The organism is Neorhodopirellula pilleata (assembly GCF_007859915.1).
GTDB classification, from domain to species: Bacteria; Planctomycetota; Planctomycetia; order Pirellulales; family Pirellulaceae; genus Rhodopirellula; species Rhodopirellula pilleata.
In genome coordinates, this window is sequence record NZ_SJPM01000014.1 from 2867 (window position 1) to 19040 (window position 16174).

At 54.6% G+C, this 16174-nt stretch carries 11 protein-coding genes; 7 read left to right on the plus strand and 4 right to left on the minus strand.

Annotated features, from left to right (window positions below; all coding sequences use genetic code 11):
* Positions 1 to 244: 244 nt before the first annotated feature.
* From Pla100_RS23985 to Pla100_RS23995, 3 genes are all read left to right on the plus strand, one after another.
* Complete coding sequence (locus tag Pla100_RS23985; protein WP_146580982.1) at positions 245 to 1306, plus strand: glycosyltransferase family 9 protein; 1062 nt, start codon at positions 245 to 247, stop codon at positions 1304 to 1306.
* 473 nt (positions 1307 to 1779) lie between these two features.
* A complete protein-coding gene (locus tag Pla100_RS23990; RefSeq protein WP_146580984.1) occupies positions 1780 to 2154 on the plus strand; it encodes a response regulator in 375 nt (124 codons plus the stop codon).
* A 43-nt stretch (positions 2155 to 2197) separates the two neighbouring features.
* Positions 2198 to 2707, plus strand: coding sequence for a chemotaxis protein CheX (locus Pla100_RS23995; protein WP_146580986.1), 510 nt, complete (start codon positions 2198 to 2200; stop codon positions 2705 to 2707).
* A gap of 5 nt (positions 2708 to 2712) precedes the next feature.
* Here Pla100_RS23995 and Pla100_RS24000 read toward each other — a convergent pair whose 3' ends face one another.
* Complete coding sequence (locus tag Pla100_RS24000) at positions 2713 to 3774, minus strand: hypothetical protein (RefSeq protein ID WP_231603497.1); 1062 nt, start codon at positions 3772 to 3774, stop codon at positions 2713 to 2715.
* Between the two features lie 636 nt (positions 3775 to 4410).
* The gene (locus Pla100_RS24005) at positions 4411 to 4644 is read right to left on the minus strand and encodes a hypothetical protein (protein ID WP_146580988.1); all 234 of its coding nucleotides are present in this window, start codon (positions 4642 to 4644) and stop codon (positions 4411 to 4413) included.
* A gap of 383 nt (positions 4645 to 5027) precedes the next feature.
* On the opposite strand from Pla100_RS24005, the gene Pla100_RS24010 reads away from it, so the two are divergent.
* Genes Pla100_RS24010 through Pla100_RS24020 form a run of 3 tightly spaced genes read left to right on the plus strand, consistent with a single transcriptional unit; the run spans position 5028 to position 8650 of the window.
* Entirely contained in the window at positions 5028 to 5852 is an 825-nt protein-coding gene (locus Pla100_RS24010; protein ID WP_146580990.1) for a hypothetical protein, read from the plus strand.
* A gap of 44 nt (positions 5853 to 5896) precedes the next feature.
* On the plus strand, positions 5897 to 7951 hold the full coding sequence (locus Pla100_RS24015; RefSeq protein ID WP_146580992.1) for a serine/threonine-protein kinase: 2055 nt from the start codon (positions 5897 to 5899) through the stop codon (positions 7949 to 7951).
* Between the two features lie 3 nt (positions 7952 to 7954).
* The gene (locus Pla100_RS24020) at positions 7955 to 8650 is read left to right on the plus strand and encodes a hypothetical protein (RefSeq protein WP_146580995.1); all 696 of its coding nucleotides are present in this window, start codon (positions 7955 to 7957) and stop codon (positions 8648 to 8650) included.
* A gap of 127 nt (positions 8651 to 8777) precedes the next feature.
* Here Pla100_RS24020 and Pla100_RS24025 read toward each other — a convergent pair whose 3' ends face one another.
* Both Pla100_RS24025 and Pla100_RS24030 read right to left on the minus strand, forming a co-directional pair.
* On the minus strand, positions 8778 to 10244 hold the full coding sequence (locus Pla100_RS24025; RefSeq protein WP_146580996.1) for a DUF1501 domain-containing protein: 1467 nt from the start codon (positions 10242 to 10244) through the stop codon (positions 8778 to 8780).
* A 7-nt stretch (positions 10245 to 10251) separates the two neighbouring features.
* Positions 10252 to 13659, minus strand: a complete 3408-nt coding sequence (locus Pla100_RS24030; protein WP_231603498.1) for a DUF1553 domain-containing protein — start codon at positions 13657 to 13659, stop codon at positions 10252 to 10254.
* Between the two features lie 555 nt (positions 13660 to 14214).
* Between Pla100_RS24030 and Pla100_RS24035 the strand changes: the two genes are divergently transcribed.
* Positions 14215 to 15522, plus strand: coding sequence for a GDSL-type esterase/lipase family protein (locus Pla100_RS24035; protein ID WP_231603500.1), 1308 nt, complete (start codon positions 14215 to 14217; stop codon positions 15520 to 15522).
* Positions 15523 to 16174 lie beyond the last annotated feature (652 nt).

Sequence of the window (16174 nt, forward strand, 5' to 3'; positions counted from 1 at the left end):
CGAGCGAATTACCAAGTGGTATGCCGCGCGAAACGAGCGTCAAACGGGAATCGATTGGCAGTTCACGACCGCAGACGCTCGGATCAAATTAAGACGCCTCTACCCGAAAATTGAGCTGCGATAGACTACTAGGATTGGGAGCAACTCGAACTGCTCTGGTGATCGTTCGTGTCGGATTGTTAACGTCGCGTCGACGGCGTCCCCATGGACGCCCACTTCGCTCCGATTGCCGGCAAGCCTTTTGATGTCCGACGCCATCCCCCCGATCGATTCTCTTTCTCATTCGCCTCGTATTTTGATCGCCGGTGCGGGCGACGTCAGTGACGTCGTTCATTCATTGCCGGTGGCCTGCTGCCTTCGCGATCACTATCCCGATGCACATCTCGGCTGGCTCATCGGGCCCGAAGTCGCCGCATTGGTTCGCGGTCACCGAGCGATCGATGAAGTCCTCGAAGTACCACCGGGTTGGTATCGTTCGCCTTCGCTTGTGCGTGAAACTCGGAAGGCTTTGCGTCAGTCTAAATTTGACATCACGATCGATTGCCAAGGCGACCTAGTTTCGGCGTTGGCTTGTTATCTCAGCGGTGCTCGGCACCGGATCGGCTTCACCGCTGGACATGCATGGGATGCCTTCGCTTGGCTGAATAACGAGCGAGTCGTTCCGGTATTTGATCATCTCGTCGATCGGCGTTTGGAGTTACTCACGCCGTTGCGGATCCACCACCCACGTGTTCGCTGGGACTTGCCGATTGGTCGCCAAGACCAACTTTGGGCGAACCAATGCCGCAGTCAGATCCGCTCGGCGCGTCTGGCGATTCTGAATCCGGGAGCAGATTGTCCGTCGAAGCGTTGGGAAGCCGATCGGTTTTCCGCAACGGCTCGCTATCTAGCAGATCGTTACGGTTATCGTAGCTTGGCGGTGTGGACGACGTTTGAAGATCGCTTGATGGCCGAACAGATTGTCGAACGTTCCGAGGGCACGGTGACGTTAGCACCCGACACCACATTGATGATGGCGGCGGCATTGTTCCAGACGGCGGATCTGTTGATCAGTAGCGATGCCGGGCCGTTGCACCTCGCCGTCGCCGTCGGCACACCAGCGATCGGTCTGTACGGACCAAGCCGTCCCAGTGACCGCGGTCCCTACCATCAAGTTTCCTTGCGACGACAAACAGAATCAAGCAGTCATGGTTTCTGGCGATCGGTGGACAACTACGCGATGACCGCAATCGGTGTGGAGCATGTTTGCGAAGCCATCGACGAATTGCATGCTTCGAACCAGATAGGTTTCTCGCGAGCCGCCTAGTGCTTTGTCTAGATTCAACTTTAGGGTCGGCAACATTAGCCCCGGTTTTTGCGACGGAACCGTGGCTAGCGGGCTGTTGATTTAATCGTAACCCGAAGCGTCAGCGAGGGATTGAACGCTATTAAATCCTCTGTATGTATCCCTCGCTGACGCTTCGGGTTGCGATGCAAACTAAATCAACAGCCCGCTAGCGCCAAAACGGCTAGTCCTAAAATTAAAGTTGGACAAAGCACTCGCTTCAATTCATTCCAAGCGAACTGACCGCCCAGGGAAAGCCCATCTAAAAAGGGGGGTGATCGCTCGGAAAGGAAAAAAATCCTCGCAAGAACGCTTCTCCCCCCAAATTGCGAGCTACGGTTGTACGAAGGCGAAAGATTCTGCATTGATGCGGAGAATCGATGCGGCGATGGATCAAGTTTCGCCTTGGTAACGTGCACACCCCCTAATATAAAATCTCGAAGCGAGAAACCGAAATGAAAGTTTTGTTGGTGGATGATTCCGGTGTCATGCGAAAAATTATCGCACGTGGACTCAACAGTCTTTGGGTCGACGAAGTCGTCGAAGCTGCGGACGGTGTCGAAGCGCTCGAAAAATTTGGTGACGGAGTCGGATTCGATCTTATCCTGACGGATTGGAACATGCCGAACATGAACGGTCTGGAGTTAATCCAGTCGATTCGTGGTGCCGGTCATAAACTGCCTATTATGATGATCACGACCGAATCGGAGAAGTCGCAAGTATTGCTAGCGATCCAGGCCGGTGTGAACGATTACTTGGTCAAACCGTTCGACCAAGACATGCTTCAAATGAAATTGGAGCGTGTGCTTCCTAACCCGGCCACTGCGTAGGGCCACTCCTGATTCGGCCAACGCCTCACCCCCGAGACCTAATATGTCCGCTCTTTCCCTTGATATTAATGTCGCCGTCCAAGAAGCGATGGATGCCTCCATTCGTGAAACCTTCTCGATGATGATCGGTGAAGAGATGGAACATCTCAACACCCGCCATGCACCCATCTCCGCACCGCTAATGGATTGTGCGAAGGAAACGATCGAAGAAGCCACTGTCGTCGTCTCGCTCAGCGGCGGCCTTCAAGGTAGCATCAGTGTTTGCTTGGACCTCGGTGCTGCGTTGCTTTGGACGCAACGCCTGATTGACCATGATACCGACCATCTCGATCAAACCGTCGTTGATGCGATCGGCGAGCTGGGCAATATGGTTGTTGGCGGTGCCAAAGGCCGGTTGGAAGACTTCATGCTCACCCTAGGACTTCCCTGTGTGTTGTTGGCCGGCCCTTCGCGACTCGCGTTTCCGAGCAACTGCGTCCCAACGGAAGTGACCTATAAGGTTGCCGGACACGAGATCCGAGTTTATGTCTCGTTGATCGCATCGAACCTGTAACGGTTTCAAAACCTCCACGCCGCCTCGACGAACAATGCGTCGTCGAGGTCGACGTCGGTCGCGTCGTTCTCATATTCAATGCTTCGGTTGAACACATATCCGGCTTCGAATTTCCAACCGCGATTGCCCGTTTGGATCACTTCATAGCCGGCGAATAAGCGAATCCCGCTGACCGTCAGTTCGTCGCTTTGGCCCGTCGTCGGGCCGGATTGTCGAGTCACCGCCCACGTGTTGCCGCCCAGTGTGGCACCGGCGTAGGCCCAAGCTTCGGCAAAACCGCCGTCCTTCCAGACGCGGCGATTGATTTGGGGACGCGGCATCATCAAGTCGATCTTCCACCACGGCGCTGGCGTCCAAGTCAAACCGGCTGCCGGTAAGACGCCCAAGTCGGCTCGGTCCAGATAAACAGCGCCCAACCCGATGCTCAGATCGTCGCGGCATTGCCAGTTCACTAGCCCTAATCCGAATAAGCGGAACGCGTTGTCGCTCGTCGTGAAATCGCTGCGAACCGAAGGCGTCGCGATCAAGATCGTCGAGACCCGCTCGTTCCATTGTTTGCGCTGAAAAAGAGTCGCCCCGGTGCTGTAGAGGGTTGCCGGGACGTCGACCACAGTGGGACCATTCAAATGATCGGCGCGAAAGAACGGGCGGACGACCAAGATGTTTTCGAGGCTTCCCAGTGGCACCCCGAACGCCAAGCGGGCTTCCCAAGACGTTTCATCGACCGATCGCGCCGGGGCCGCCGCATCGCCGACGTAACCGCCGATCAATTCGCCGCCTTGAAAGAAGCCACGGCGAAATCGTTCAACCGGTACTTCCGGTGTATCGATGATCGACCAAGTCTCCATCATCGCGGGTTCCATCGCGATCGGGATGGCTGTGACCGTTGTTGCCGCGATCGATGTTGACGTCTCCGGTGGATTAAGAATGGTTGTTTGAGACTGGACCGGAGGTGGAAAGCCAATCGCCAGTCCTGCAACGAAAGTCCATACCGTAAAACACACGACGGTTGACCACTGCCAAGATCGGCCGACGACGTGCGTTGGAGAACGTAAGAAACCGACCATTGGGCTGGACAGCCATCTTGGTTAGGAAAATGAGAGCGTTCGATGCAATCGTCTCAATTACCAATATCGTTGTGATCGATGCTAGTGCTTCGTCAATATTTAAAATGAAGGTTGGCTTAAAACGTGGCACGGTGGTCCCCACCGTGATTCTCGACGGAGGACCGTCGAGCCACGTTGCTGACACCGTAAATATCGAGTGAACAACAAGTGGCATAGGCTTCCAGCCTTTTTGTACCCCACAAGTGCTCATGTATTGCTCCCCTGCCAGCTCGTCTGGCAGGAAGCCGAGGTTGGCAAGCTAGACACGAGCCGCAATTCTCCCAACCTTCCGATTTTCACTTGTGCTCGCCGCTTCAAGCGGCGAGCACAAGTGAAAATCGGAAGGTTGGGAGGGCGTCGTTGTCTAGCTTGCGAACCTTATTCACCCACGAGACGAGCTCGTGGGGGTCAAAAAAGATGTGGGGTATAAAAAGGTTGGAAGCCTATTCCACTTTTTTAATGCGCCAGTTGATGTTCACGCGATGCTTAGCGACGCATTAACCTATCCGAAAAGGGGTCTGACCCTTTGGAGGCGAGTCGTTATTCATTCGTTTGAGGGTATCGCCGGAGAGGGTCAGACCCCTTTTCGGATAGGTTCTAAGACCGTCGAGTGGAGACCGGATGGGTCACCGCGAATCGGTGTAGATCCGCTTCGAGCGTCGTGAGTTTCGCATCCATCCAGCGATCAAAACCAGCGTCGGCGGTTTTTTCGATTCGTTGCGTCAACCAACCCCAATTCGATGTGGTGATAACTTCACTGCCGTGAAGTTCGTTCCCTTTGGAGGAAGCGTCTCCGCCACCGGAAGGGTAGGTTGAGTGAGAGGTGGACATGATGAACTCCCATGAATGCACAAAAGACATAGGTAAGATGGGTCGGCCCGATAAAAAGTTCGGCAATTTTGATACCCGATGAACAGTTCGATCGGTCCAACGGCTCGTAAAGTCTTTGCAGGGAACGACTTGAACGCACAATTTTCCGTTCGAACGGGCTTTCGGTTTTTTTCTCAAGCCGAATGGTCTGCCGCAGAATCGCGCATCATGCCGCATTCTGCTGCCTTTCTACGTCTGTCGCCGAACTTGAGCCCAATTCTTTCTTTTTTTGCGCCCACGTCGCCAAGATTCCTCCGCCTGGAACGAAGAGCTTGTTGAAGGCACCTGATCCGAGGCGGACCGGGTCACCGAAACATCCAATCCACCGACTGGGAAACAAAATCATGCTACGCAAACTTTTCATGACGGGAGCCACCTGTGCTCTGTTGTCCGGAATCACTCTCGCCACGCCGATCGGATCGTACGCTCGTTGCGGTTGGGATTACATCACCACCTCGGCCAACGACGCCGTTCCGTTGGAATGGGAGCTCAAACGGGCACGTCAGATGATCGCCGATCTGACTCCTGAAATTCACGACAACGCCCGACGTATCGCGAAAGAAAAAATCGAAGTCGTGCGTTTGGAACGACAACTCGTCGACACCGATAGCAGCCTCGCCAAGGCTCAGGAAGAAATCGAACGATTGTCCGATGACCTGCGAAACGAGAGCACCGTTTACAGCTACGGCGGTAAGACCTACACATCGGTGCAAGTCAAATCGGATTTGTCGAACCGTTTCAAACGATTCAAAACCCGTCAACAAACATCTGACAAGTTGCAAAATATGCTTTCGGCCCGACAAGCTTCCCTGCGATCAGCTAACGAGCGGATGGAAGCGATGCTCGACGCCAAGCGTCAACTTGAAGTCGAAGTCGAAAACCTGCAAGCACGTTTGGGTGCCCTCCGCGTCGCTCAAACGAGCAGCGAGTTGAACCTTGACGACAGCGCCTTGTCACGTTCGCGTGAATTGCTCGACGAGATTGCCTCTCGCATCGATGTCGAAGAAGAAACCATGGCCGTTGATGTCGAGTACTTCGGCGAAATCAACCTGGACGAGCCGTCCGACGAATCCTTGCTCGACGACATCTCGTCGTACATGAATGGGCTCGAGGGACGAGATCCCGGTTCGTTGGTCTCGATCGAGATCGGTGAAGATTCGACCCTGTAGAAACTCTGCCTTTTCTTGGTCGATACACTATCTTGGTAGATACCATGAGTGTCGCATTCGCATCCGTTCCATCCCGAGATCACGGCCGCAACATGAACTTTACCCACTGCCCCGACGAAGTCGTTCTGGATCGTTATACGATCCAGCGTGGCATCGGCATGGGCGGATTCGGTGAAGTTTATTTTGCGATCAGCCAGGCAGGCAAAGAGGTCGCGTTGAAAAGGATTCAACGCAACCTCGACGTCGAATTACGCGGCGTGTCGCATTGCTTGAACCTCAAGCACAACAATCTGGTCTCGCTTCACGACATATGCCGTGATGACGACGATCAGGCTTGGGTGGTCATGGAATACGTTTCCGGAAAGAATCTCCGAGAAGTCCTCGACGGTGCCGACGCGGCTCGAGGGTTCGTCCCGCAGGTTCCGTCGATGGAAACCGGCTTGCCGATCTCGGAAGTCCGTCGGTGGTTTTCCGGGATGGCCGCCGGGGTCGCTCACTTGCACTCGGCCGGACTGGTTCACCGCGACCTGAAACCGGGCAACCTGTTTGACGACGATGGGGTCATCAAAGTTGGCGATTACGGTTTAAGCAAATTCATCTCGACCTCTCATCGGGGCGGACATACCGAAAGCGTCGGGACCTTCCATTACATGGCCCCGGAAATCGGACGTGGTCAGTATGGACGCGAGATCGACATCTACGCGATGGGCATCATCCTGTTTGAGCTCTTAACCGGTATGACGCCGTTCAATGGCGAAACGCCTCAAGAGATCATCATCAAGCACCTGTCCGCCACGCCCGACGTATCCATGATTCCCCGTGAGTACCGCCATGCGATCGCGTCGTGTCTGGAAAAGGACCCTGCTCATCGACCGTCCGATGTCCCTTCTTTGATGGCGATGTTGCCGTGGAAGAGTTCGGTAACGTGGACCGATGCCGACCGGATTCCTGTCATCGATCCGCAACAGGTTGCCTCGAACGAACAGCCCGCTCGACCGGTCTCACCGCCAACCCGTTCAGCCGCGTCGCCGGCGACCGCACCGGCGGTCACGTTGCGAAATCCGTCATCCGAAGAACCCATCGCCCGCGCGATTCGGAACAGTGTCACCGACTTAGGACTTTGGTGGAAAAACCTCGAACGGTCGCCGGGCTCGAAGTTCGTGATCGTCTTGGCAACGATTTTCATCTTGTTGTTCAACACACATTGGCTGCTGCCCGCGTTGTCGATCGTGGGTTTCATCTACGTGCCGTACTACATCATTCGGCACATGGTGTTGCAGATCTCCGAGCCGGACACCTACGCGTATCCCAATCCCGATTCAACAACATCAAACACCTCGCCGTCTCACTCGTTCGCTTCCGCGGATGCACGTTTGTCGGATCCGACCCCCGTTCCCAAACGGCTTTCCAAAACGCAGGTGCGACAGATGTTGCGAGAGTCCTTGGCCGCTCGATCGCGCACCACGCTGGCGGCCGAGTGGACCACGTCCGGGATGATCTCGATGATTGTTGCGGCGACGCTATTGTTGATTACTTCGGTCATCGGTCTTCGCAACGCGACGGTCAGTCCGATGGCGTTGTCTCCGTATGTATGGATGGCGTGCGTCGTGTGGATCGGTTCGTTCGGGCTGCTCGGACTCGGCAAGGCGTGGGAATCGAGTGACGGCGAAGGGATGTTGCGACGATTATCGTCGTCGTTCCTCGGTGCCGGTGTCGGTGTGGTTGCCTATTTGCTTGCCGAAATGTTGATGGTGCCGATGGATGTGGGATTGGGACGCGACATCGATGCGACGTCATTGCCCGTGTCATTTTATCATTTGTCCGGCGTCCCCAAAGCGGCCGCCATGATGGCGCATTTTGCGGTCTTGTTCGGCTTGCTGCGAATGTGGAAACCGGTCGATCCCTTGCGACGGGCTCGGTTGAGTTTGTGGGCGGTCGCCGTCGCCGTTGTTGGCGAATGGTTGGTTCATCAAGTCATCCCGGTTCCTCAACCGTCCGGCATGTTGATCGCTGGCGGTATCATCGTGATGACTCAAATGTCGGCACCTTGGGTGAAAGCGGATTCGGTGGCAACGCTTGCGACGATGAGAAAGGCTTAACCCATGAAAACGATCAATCCGCTCGAGCGAACATCGCTTGCCATGACCCTCCTGCTGGCGACCTGTTTTACGCTCTCCGGCCATGCCGACGAGAAACATGCCGACGAGAAACATGTCGGCGAGAAACATGCCGACGAGAATAAAGCGGCGGGAGAACCATCCGCTGAACTGAGTATTGCTCCCTTGGATCATGTCGACTATCCGAGTGATCGACCCAAATGGGTCCAACGGAACGAGAATGACCTGTCGTTGCCGACGGACGCATCTCAAACCGATCAAGTGATTTCAATCGTGGTCGTGTCGCCGCCTCAACCGACTCCGGAAGCGGCCGCCGAGATGATGGAAGTCATGGCCAAAGGCGCGGTCGAAAACTACATCGACCAACAAGCCGCAACGATCCCCGAATCAATCGACACTTCCAAAATTGTCGTCGAAATGGATTGGATTCGTAACGAGTTAATCACGCGTCGATACGACGGCGAAGTTCGATCCGGTGACCAAACCGAATACGAAAGCGCGTGTTGGATGCAGCTAACCACCGAGCATCAGACCACTTTGCAGAATTTGATTCAAAACCATCGATTGATGCACCGACTCGGTGCCGTCGGTGTATTCGCACTCGGCGGTTTCGCAAGCTTGGTCGGCGGTTCGATCCTCTTTAGCGGCCTCGCCGCCCGTCAGCAACGACGAGCGAGTTAGTCATCACTCATTCTTGACATTAGCTCAAGAGCCTATCCGAAAAGGGGTCTGACCCTCTCCGGCGAAACCAGAAAAGCAACGAAAATTGACTCGCCTCCAAAGGGTCAGACCCCTTTTCGGATAGGCTCTACGCCAAAATGTCCTGAACAACGTGGCCGTGCACGTCGGTCAGTCGATAATCGCGACCTTGAAAGCGATAGGTTAGCTGCGTGTGGTCGAAGCCCATCAAGTGCAAGATGGTCGCTTGCAGGTCATGGACATGAACCGGGTTCTCGGCAACACGGAACCCCAGTTCGTCACTTGCGCCATAGTCGAGACCACCTTTCACACCACCACCTGCCATCCACATCGAGAAGGCGTCGGGATAGTGGTCGCGACCAAGAATTTGTCCGCCGGCCGTGCGTCCTTCGCGGAAAGGGGTTCGGCCAAACTCGCCGCCCCAAATAATCAACGTCTCGTCAAGCAAGCCACGCTGCTTCAGATCCTTGATCAAGGCGGCAATCGGTTTGTCCATCGTCGCACACTTGTTCGTCAAACCATCGGTTAAACCCTCGCCCGCTCCCGTTCCGTGGAAGTCCCAGCCCCAGTCAAACAATTGAACGAAGCGAACGCCGGCTTCGCTCAGTCTTCGCGCCAGCAAGCAGTTATTGGCGAAGCTCGCTTGACCGGGCTTTGCCCCATAAGCATCCAGTGTCTCTTGAGACTCCTTCGTGACGTCCATCACGTCGGGAACACTTACCTGCATCCGATAAGCTAGCTCGTACTGCGAAATTCGCGTCAGAGTCTCGGGATGTCCCATCTCTTCAGCTTGCAATTGATTCAAATCATTCAAAGCATCAAGACTTTGTCGCCGCACTTGTCGATTCATGCCTGCCGGATCGGAAGAGTACAACACTGGGTCCCCCTTGGATCGACACTGGACTCCTTGATAGATCGAAGGAAGAAACCCGGAACCAAACGAGTTCTTGCCTCCGTTGGGTTGCACGCCGCTGGAGATCAAGACCACGAACGCGGGCAAGTCTTCATTCTCACTGCCAAGTCCATAACTGGTCCAGGCTCCCAATGATGGACGTCCCGATCGGGAAGATCCGGTCAGCAACAACAGTTCAGCCGGAGCATGGTTGAACTGATCGGTATGCATGCCATGGATGACACACATTTCGTCAGCGATTTCGTGGAAATTCGGGATCGCATCGGACATCCACGTCCCAGACTGGCCAACCTGTTTCCACTGGCGTGGAGACCCGAGCAGTTTGGGAGTTCCGCTCGTAAAAGCAAACTCTCGTCCCTTTAAGAACTCGTCAGGACAATCGGTTCCACTGAGACGCGCCAGTTCCGGCTTGTAATCAAACAGGTCAAGATTTGGCGGTGAACCGGTCATGTGAAGGTAGATAACTCGCTTCGCCTTGGCCGGAAAATGAGGGGCCTTGGATGCGAGTGAACTAGGGGCGGCTGCCGCGCCGGCACCTTGGCTTTCGTTTGCCAACAGCGACCCGAGCGCGATCCCTCCGATCCCGGCTGTCGACTGCTTGAGAAAGTGTCGACGAGTCTCCGTCAGCAATCGCTGCATCCGCATGTTTTGATAATCATTCATTGCATTTTTATCGGGGCATCAAGAATTCATCGAGATTCAGAATCGTATTCGCAATCACGGTTAACGCAGCATATTGAGCGGCGTCAGCTCCGTCGGGCAAGCTTCCCAGAGGCTCGCTCGCCATCAGTCGGGCATCATCGGAGTGTTCGCCGTAGTACGCAACTAGGTCGGTGTACATCGATCGCAAGCGATCGAGTTCGCGTGCATTGGGATCACGCAGTAATGCACGTTCAAAGCCGTACTGCAGTTGCTTGTCGAGCGAATCCTGCTGCGCCATTTGTCGGGACAGCGATTGTGCCGCTTCGACGTAAACTGGGTCGTTCAAAGTCACCAGCGCTTGCAGTGGAGTGTTCGTCCGAGACCGGCGCACGGTGCAGACTTCACGATTAGGTGCGTCGAACGTTGCCATCGACGGGTATGGATTCGAACGTCGCCAAGTCGTGTAAATCGCCCGTCGATAGCGATCTTCTCCTTCGCTCGTACTCCAATCCGTCGCTGATCCAAATGCGGCCGATAGGCCGAGGGATGGCTGTGGCGGACGAACAGGAGGCCCGTAAGCTTTATCGCTCAACAGGTCCGTAACGGCTAACGCTTGATCGCGAACCATCTCGGCCGAAATCCGAAATCGTGGCCCGCGTGCACATAGCCGATTATCCGGATCTGCCTCGAGCAAATCGGGACTGATGGCGCTTGATTGGCGGTAAGTTGCCGACATCACTATCTGCTTGAGCAGTCGTTTGATGTCCCAGCCATGGTCGATCAGGTCCACCGCCAACCAATCAAGCAACGCCGGGTGTGTGGGCAATTCGCCTTGAGAACCAAATTCTTCACTAGTTTCCACGATGCCAATTCCAAAGACCTGCTCCCAATGCCGATTAACGATCACTCTTGCCGTGAGGGGATTTTCAGCAGAGACCAGCCACTGCGCCAACGCCAGACGGTTCGCTGGCATATCCGCAGGCAGCGAATGAAAGACCGCGGGAACTCCTGCCGTCACTTCGTCACCCAAACTAAGGTAGTTTCCTCGAAGCTGAATCTTTGTCGTTCGTCGCTGTGAATCGGCCACGTCTCGCATGATCGGCACACTCGTCGCCGGTTTGATGTTGTCGTAGGCAGTTTGCAGTTTGCTAAGTTCGGCTCGAGTCTCGGCAAGTAAAGGGGCAAGCGTTCGGTAATAGCTGGCTAATTGCACGCGTTCCGGATCGGAAAGCTCTCCCTTCTTCACAAGTGCTCGAACCGATTCCGGCATGGATGACCAATGCGACACCTGCGCATCGGCCGTGATAGCAAACCCGAAATTTGTCAGCAGATGTTGGCCAAAGCGGGAAACTTGTTCGAGATGCAGCACCAGTTCCCCTTCACCGAATTTTTGGGGAGTGGCTAGTATCAATGTCAACGCATGCGATGCGCCTGTACCACCAGCAATCGCCCATCCCTTTTCCGGATTCGGAGCTTGGTCAGTGCTTGCACCGCTGCTGGGCAGTACACTGTCGCCAGAAAACTGGTCTTGTGAATAATCGGCTGATGCCGACGCAAATTGCAGTCGGCGCGTTCCGGTCAGCTCATAGGAGTGACTCGGGTCAGGAATTCCCTCGGAGTTCGACGACCACACTTCATTGCGTTGATCATCCAACAGCACGACCCGATAACCGGCAATCCGCTCTTTGATTGCTCCGCCATCGTCGGTTCGATTCCAAACCACGACGCGATCAATCGGTTGCCACTGATGAAGATCGATTTCCAACCATGGATTCGTTTCCTGGCCCGTATGAGTGACCGAGTTCGCTTGAAAATTACCGTCGGTATTACCATCAATGGCTCGTTCGGCAGGACCGCCGAAAGCCGTGGAACTTTGCGAGGCCTTTCCCTGGAGCGCGACGTTGGTTCCTTCATGAAAGACTTCGACCTCAGCGACATGTAGGAAACGGCCGGCACCCGGAAGTTCAATACGGACGAAGCGAGCACTTGGAGATTCGGCGATTGCTGGTACCCACGCCGCGCGAACACGACTGAGGACAAAATTGCTTTGTTGTTCGGGATGGACTCGCAATTGGATGGCGGCTACGTCCTGTGGATTGTGAAATGGCATCCGCACGGTATAGGTCGCCGTATTCGGACGATCCCCTTTCAGTTCGACACGCGTACCCTCGGCTTGCAGTTCCAATGTTCCCGCGTCGGACGTGGCCGATTCGATTGGCAGCGGTTGCCATTGTGGTTCTTCTTGAAGTTGCTCGATCCATTGCCCCATCGCTTCATCAATCGCGGGTGTTTGTGTGTCAAGAACCTTCCGCAGCGACGCCAGTTGCTGTTCGAGTTGACGACGTTGTTCTTTTTGTTCATCGGTCAAGATCTGCAGCAGCGGACTTTCATCACGGCGGTCAGCATCTTGCGATTGGTTGAAAAAATCAAAGAAACGGAAATACTCTGCTTGACTGATCGGATCGTACTTGTGTGTGTGGCATTGGGCACATGCCATCGTCGTGCCCATCCACACAGCCATCGTTGTATTGACACGATCAACAATCGCTTCGTTGCGAAACTGTTCGTCGTTGGTGCCCCCTTCGTTATTGGTCATCGTGTTGCGATGCAAGGCAGTTGCGATCAGTTGTTCATCGCTCGGGTTCTCCAGCAAGTCGCCAGCAAGTTGTTCGATAGTGAATTGGTCAAACGGTTTATTTTGATTCAGTGATTTGATGACATAGTCGCGATAGGCCCAAATCGTTCTCGAGGGATCGTCCGCGTATCCGGCGGAATCCGCATAGCGGGCAAGGTCCAGCCACACGCGAGCCCATCGCTCACCAAAACTCGACTTTGCCAATTGCGCATCGACAAAGATCTCGTAGGCTTCTGGGCGAGTGTCGTTGACGAAAGCTCGTACTTCTTCCCACGTTGGCGGAACACCATTGAGCGTGATTGCCACCCGCCGCGCGATGGTCGCTCGTTCGGCCGGCGGCGATGGCTGCAAGCCCTCCCGTTGCAACCGTGCAAGAATGAAATCGTCAATCTCATTCACGCGGGAATGCGGAAACGGGTGAACTGGAGGACCACTCTGTTCGGGTTTGACATAAGACCAGTGTTGCGCATACTTGGCACCGGAATCGATCCATTGTCGCAGCAAACGGACCTCCTCTTCGTTCAGTTTTCGTCCCTTGCCGGTTGGCGGCATCCGCATGTCTTCATCGTCGGACAAGATCCGATGGATGATGGTACTCTCGTCGGCAGAACCAGGGACGACCGCAGCGTAGTCCCCCAAGTCTTCCGTGGCGCCTTTAGCCGTATCCAAACGGAGATCGGCTTCGCGAGTATTCTCATCCGGTCCATGGCAAGCGAAACAACTGCCCGAGAGGATCGGACGGATATCTCGGTTAAAATCGATGTCGTCGCCCTTAGCCGAGATCGCTGGAGACAACGTCACTAGGCTCAACGTCGCTAGACGCCAAACGCACCGGGGGCCAAGGTCGAGAAACGGCAGCTTCATAGGGGTGGGCAGCAGGTGAGGTGGGGCTTCTGAAATGATTCGTCAAACACCAATTAGTATAGTGCCCCATGCGTAGCGGCGTGTTGATTTAGTCATTTACCGAATGACAACGATTAGCCGAAGGGCGTTAACCCCGGTTCCGCGGTGCCGAAACCGTGGCGATCGGGCTGTTGATTTAGTTCTCATCGTAACCCGATGCGTGAGTTTTGAAGTTGCACTTTTTCCTGTGGAATTGGTTTTTCGTAACCCGAAGCGTAAGCGAGGGATGAGTCAATATCAATTATTCCTCGCTTACGCAGCGGGTTACGATTAAATCAACAGCCCGCTATCGCCAAAACGGCTATTTCATTCAGCAGTGTCCTCCACTCGGGAGAGGTGTTAAGCTACGCAACTCAGCTCCCCGCTTCACCCCACATGTATTAGCCTAACAAAAACATGCTTTTGAAAACCGTCATAGCATCCTTTTTACTCTGGATCCTCTGGGCGTCGACGATGACTGTTCTTTGTCACGCTCAAGATCAGATCGACACCAGCCAGAGTACCTTTCTGATTCCGGCTACTGACGAAGGTTTGCCGGGTGCCGGACCGATTCGGCGATATGAATGGATGCAGAATGTGTGGTCGCAACGCCGGGCAACTTTTGCGCGGCGGGCTGAACAGGATCACGGTGCCGTCGTGTTCTTGGGTGATTCGATCACGCAAGGATGGAAGGATGATTTTGCGGGAGACTTTGCCGGTATGAAAGTTGCCAATCGAGGCATCAGTGGCGACACGACACGAGGCATGTTGATTCGATTGCAAGAAGATGTCTTGTCACTCGATCCGGCGGCTGTCGTCTTGCTAATGGGCACCAATGATTTAGAAGAACTCGCCGAGCCTGCTACGATCGCCGGCAATGTTCAATTGATTCTCGACAGTTTGAAGAAGCATAATCCAGCCATGCCGGTTGTGCTCTGTCAGGTCATGCCAAGCAGTGCTTCGAAAAAACGCTCTGCCGAAAGCATCCAACAACTCAATGAGTTGCTAGTCGACATGGTTTCTGGCGATCGCCAAGTGACCATGGTGGACACCTGGACGTTGTTTGCCGATGCAAATGGTGATGCCATCGCGGCCGAGTTTCCTGATCTCTTGCATCCCAACCGCGCCGGCTATGAGAAGTGGAGAGACGCCCTCATTCCTCTCTTTGAAACACTTGGTCTACTTGAGCCAGAAGTAACGTCACTGACGATCGAACCCGGCTTTGTCGCTCTGCACAATGGCAAGGACCTGACCGGCTGGGAACTTCGTCCCACGCCCGAGCCGATGCGAAAGAGCCGCGAACGTTGGCTCAGTCGTAATCCGAAGGGCATTCATTGGCCATTGGTGGAAGAGAAGTTGGTATTGGACGGCAAGACTCAAACACCCAACGAACGCTTCGTCGCTCGTCACGGAAGAATTATCGTGACCACACCTCCGGACGGTCGCAGCATTGAGCAGTTATGGACGTCGAAGGATTTTTCAGGCGACTTGACATTAAGGTTGCAGTTTCGCGCGACGCCGAATGCCGACAGCGGTGTGTTTTTGCGAGGTCCTCAATTGCAATGTCGTGATTTCAAACTCGCCGGACCCTACAAAGAATTAATCAAGTACCGCCCCCAGAAATGGAATGACCTCGAGATCGTCGTCAAGGACGATGTCGCTCGTTGCACTTGCAACGGCGAAGTTTTGGAAGAAGCATTGGCGATTCCCGCCGACGGCCCGATCGGACTCGAAGGCGACCGCGGACAGATCGAGTACCGACACATTCGCATCAAGCAGTAGTGATCCCAGCGGCGGAACCGCGACAGCATGCAGCCCCCATGCGTGAGCATGGGGGCACCTCCAATTCCCATTGGTACAATCCGTTTGTGTCATCGCAAGAACCTGAAGAAGGTCAACCTAACACCAAATTGTTTATCGAAAAAATTGCTTGACCCACCCGCGGGGCGGCCGCATACTGGCCTTCCGAACTACCCGGCGATAAGTCCGGCTACCCGGAGATAAGTCCCCATGCACCCAGCGATAACACCCCGCCTGTCACGTAGGAAGCCGAAGGCACACCCAGCGATAACGCCCTTCTCGCGACCTCATACCCAGAACAACCGGGGATAATTACCTCGTTATTCGATTAGTGATATACAAACCAACTGCGTGCGAACTTACACAGTAATTGAACGCCTGTTTGAGACTCAGCGGTTCGGTATCGCTCGCGTTGCTACATTCCAATCGGACGACGGATATGATTCAGACCATAAGACGATAGTCGACGCATGGTGTGTATTCGACGCCGATAATAGTTCCAGGCTTGAACACTATTCATCGTTTGACGCCGCCATGAATAGGCTTCGCGAGCACTCGCATGACTTTTGTTCAGCCGCGATCCGCGATGCTTCGTCGTTGGCAAATGCTATCGCATATGGTTGCCAACTCGGAC

What these genes read in the sequence shown, in the direction of transcription:
- Pla100_RS23985 (WP_146580982.1), top strand. Translation starts at nt 245, where the DNA reads ATGTCCGACGCCATCCCCCCGATCGATTCTCTTTCTCATTCGCCTCGT.
- Pla100_RS23990 (WP_146580984.1), top strand. Translation starts at nt 1,780, where the DNA reads ATGAAAGTTTTGTTGGTGGATGATTCCGGTGTCATGCGAAAAATTATC.
- Pla100_RS23995 (WP_146580986.1), top strand. Translation starts at nt 2,198, where the DNA reads ATGTCCGCTCTTTCCCTTGATATTAATGTCGCCGTCCAAGAAGCGATG.
- Pla100_RS24000 (WP_231603497.1), bottom strand. Translation starts at nt 3,774, where the DNA reads ATGGTCGGTTTCTTACGTTCTCCAACGCACGTCGTCGGCCGATCTTGG.
- Pla100_RS24005 (WP_146580988.1), bottom strand. Translation starts at nt 4,644, where the DNA reads ATGTCCACCTCTCACTCAACCTACCCTTCCGGTGGCGGAGACGCTTCC.
- Pla100_RS24010 (WP_146580990.1), top strand. Translation starts at nt 5,028, where the DNA reads ATGCTACGCAAACTTTTCATGACGGGAGCCACCTGTGCTCTGTTGTCC.
- Pla100_RS24015 (WP_146580992.1), top strand. Translation starts at nt 5,897, where the DNA reads ATGAGTGTCGCATTCGCATCCGTTCCATCCCGAGATCACGGCCGCAAC.
- Pla100_RS24020 (WP_146580995.1), top strand. Translation starts at nt 7,955, where the DNA reads ATGAAAACGATCAATCCGCTCGAGCGAACATCGCTTGCCATGACCCTC.
- Pla100_RS24025 (WP_146580996.1), bottom strand. Translation starts at nt 10,244, where the DNA reads ATGAATGATTATCAAAACATGCGGATGCAGCGATTGCTGACGGAGACT.
- Pla100_RS24035 (WP_231603500.1), top strand. Translation starts at nt 14,215, where the DNA reads ATGACTGTTCTTTGTCACGCTCAAGATCAGATCGACACCAGCCAGAGT.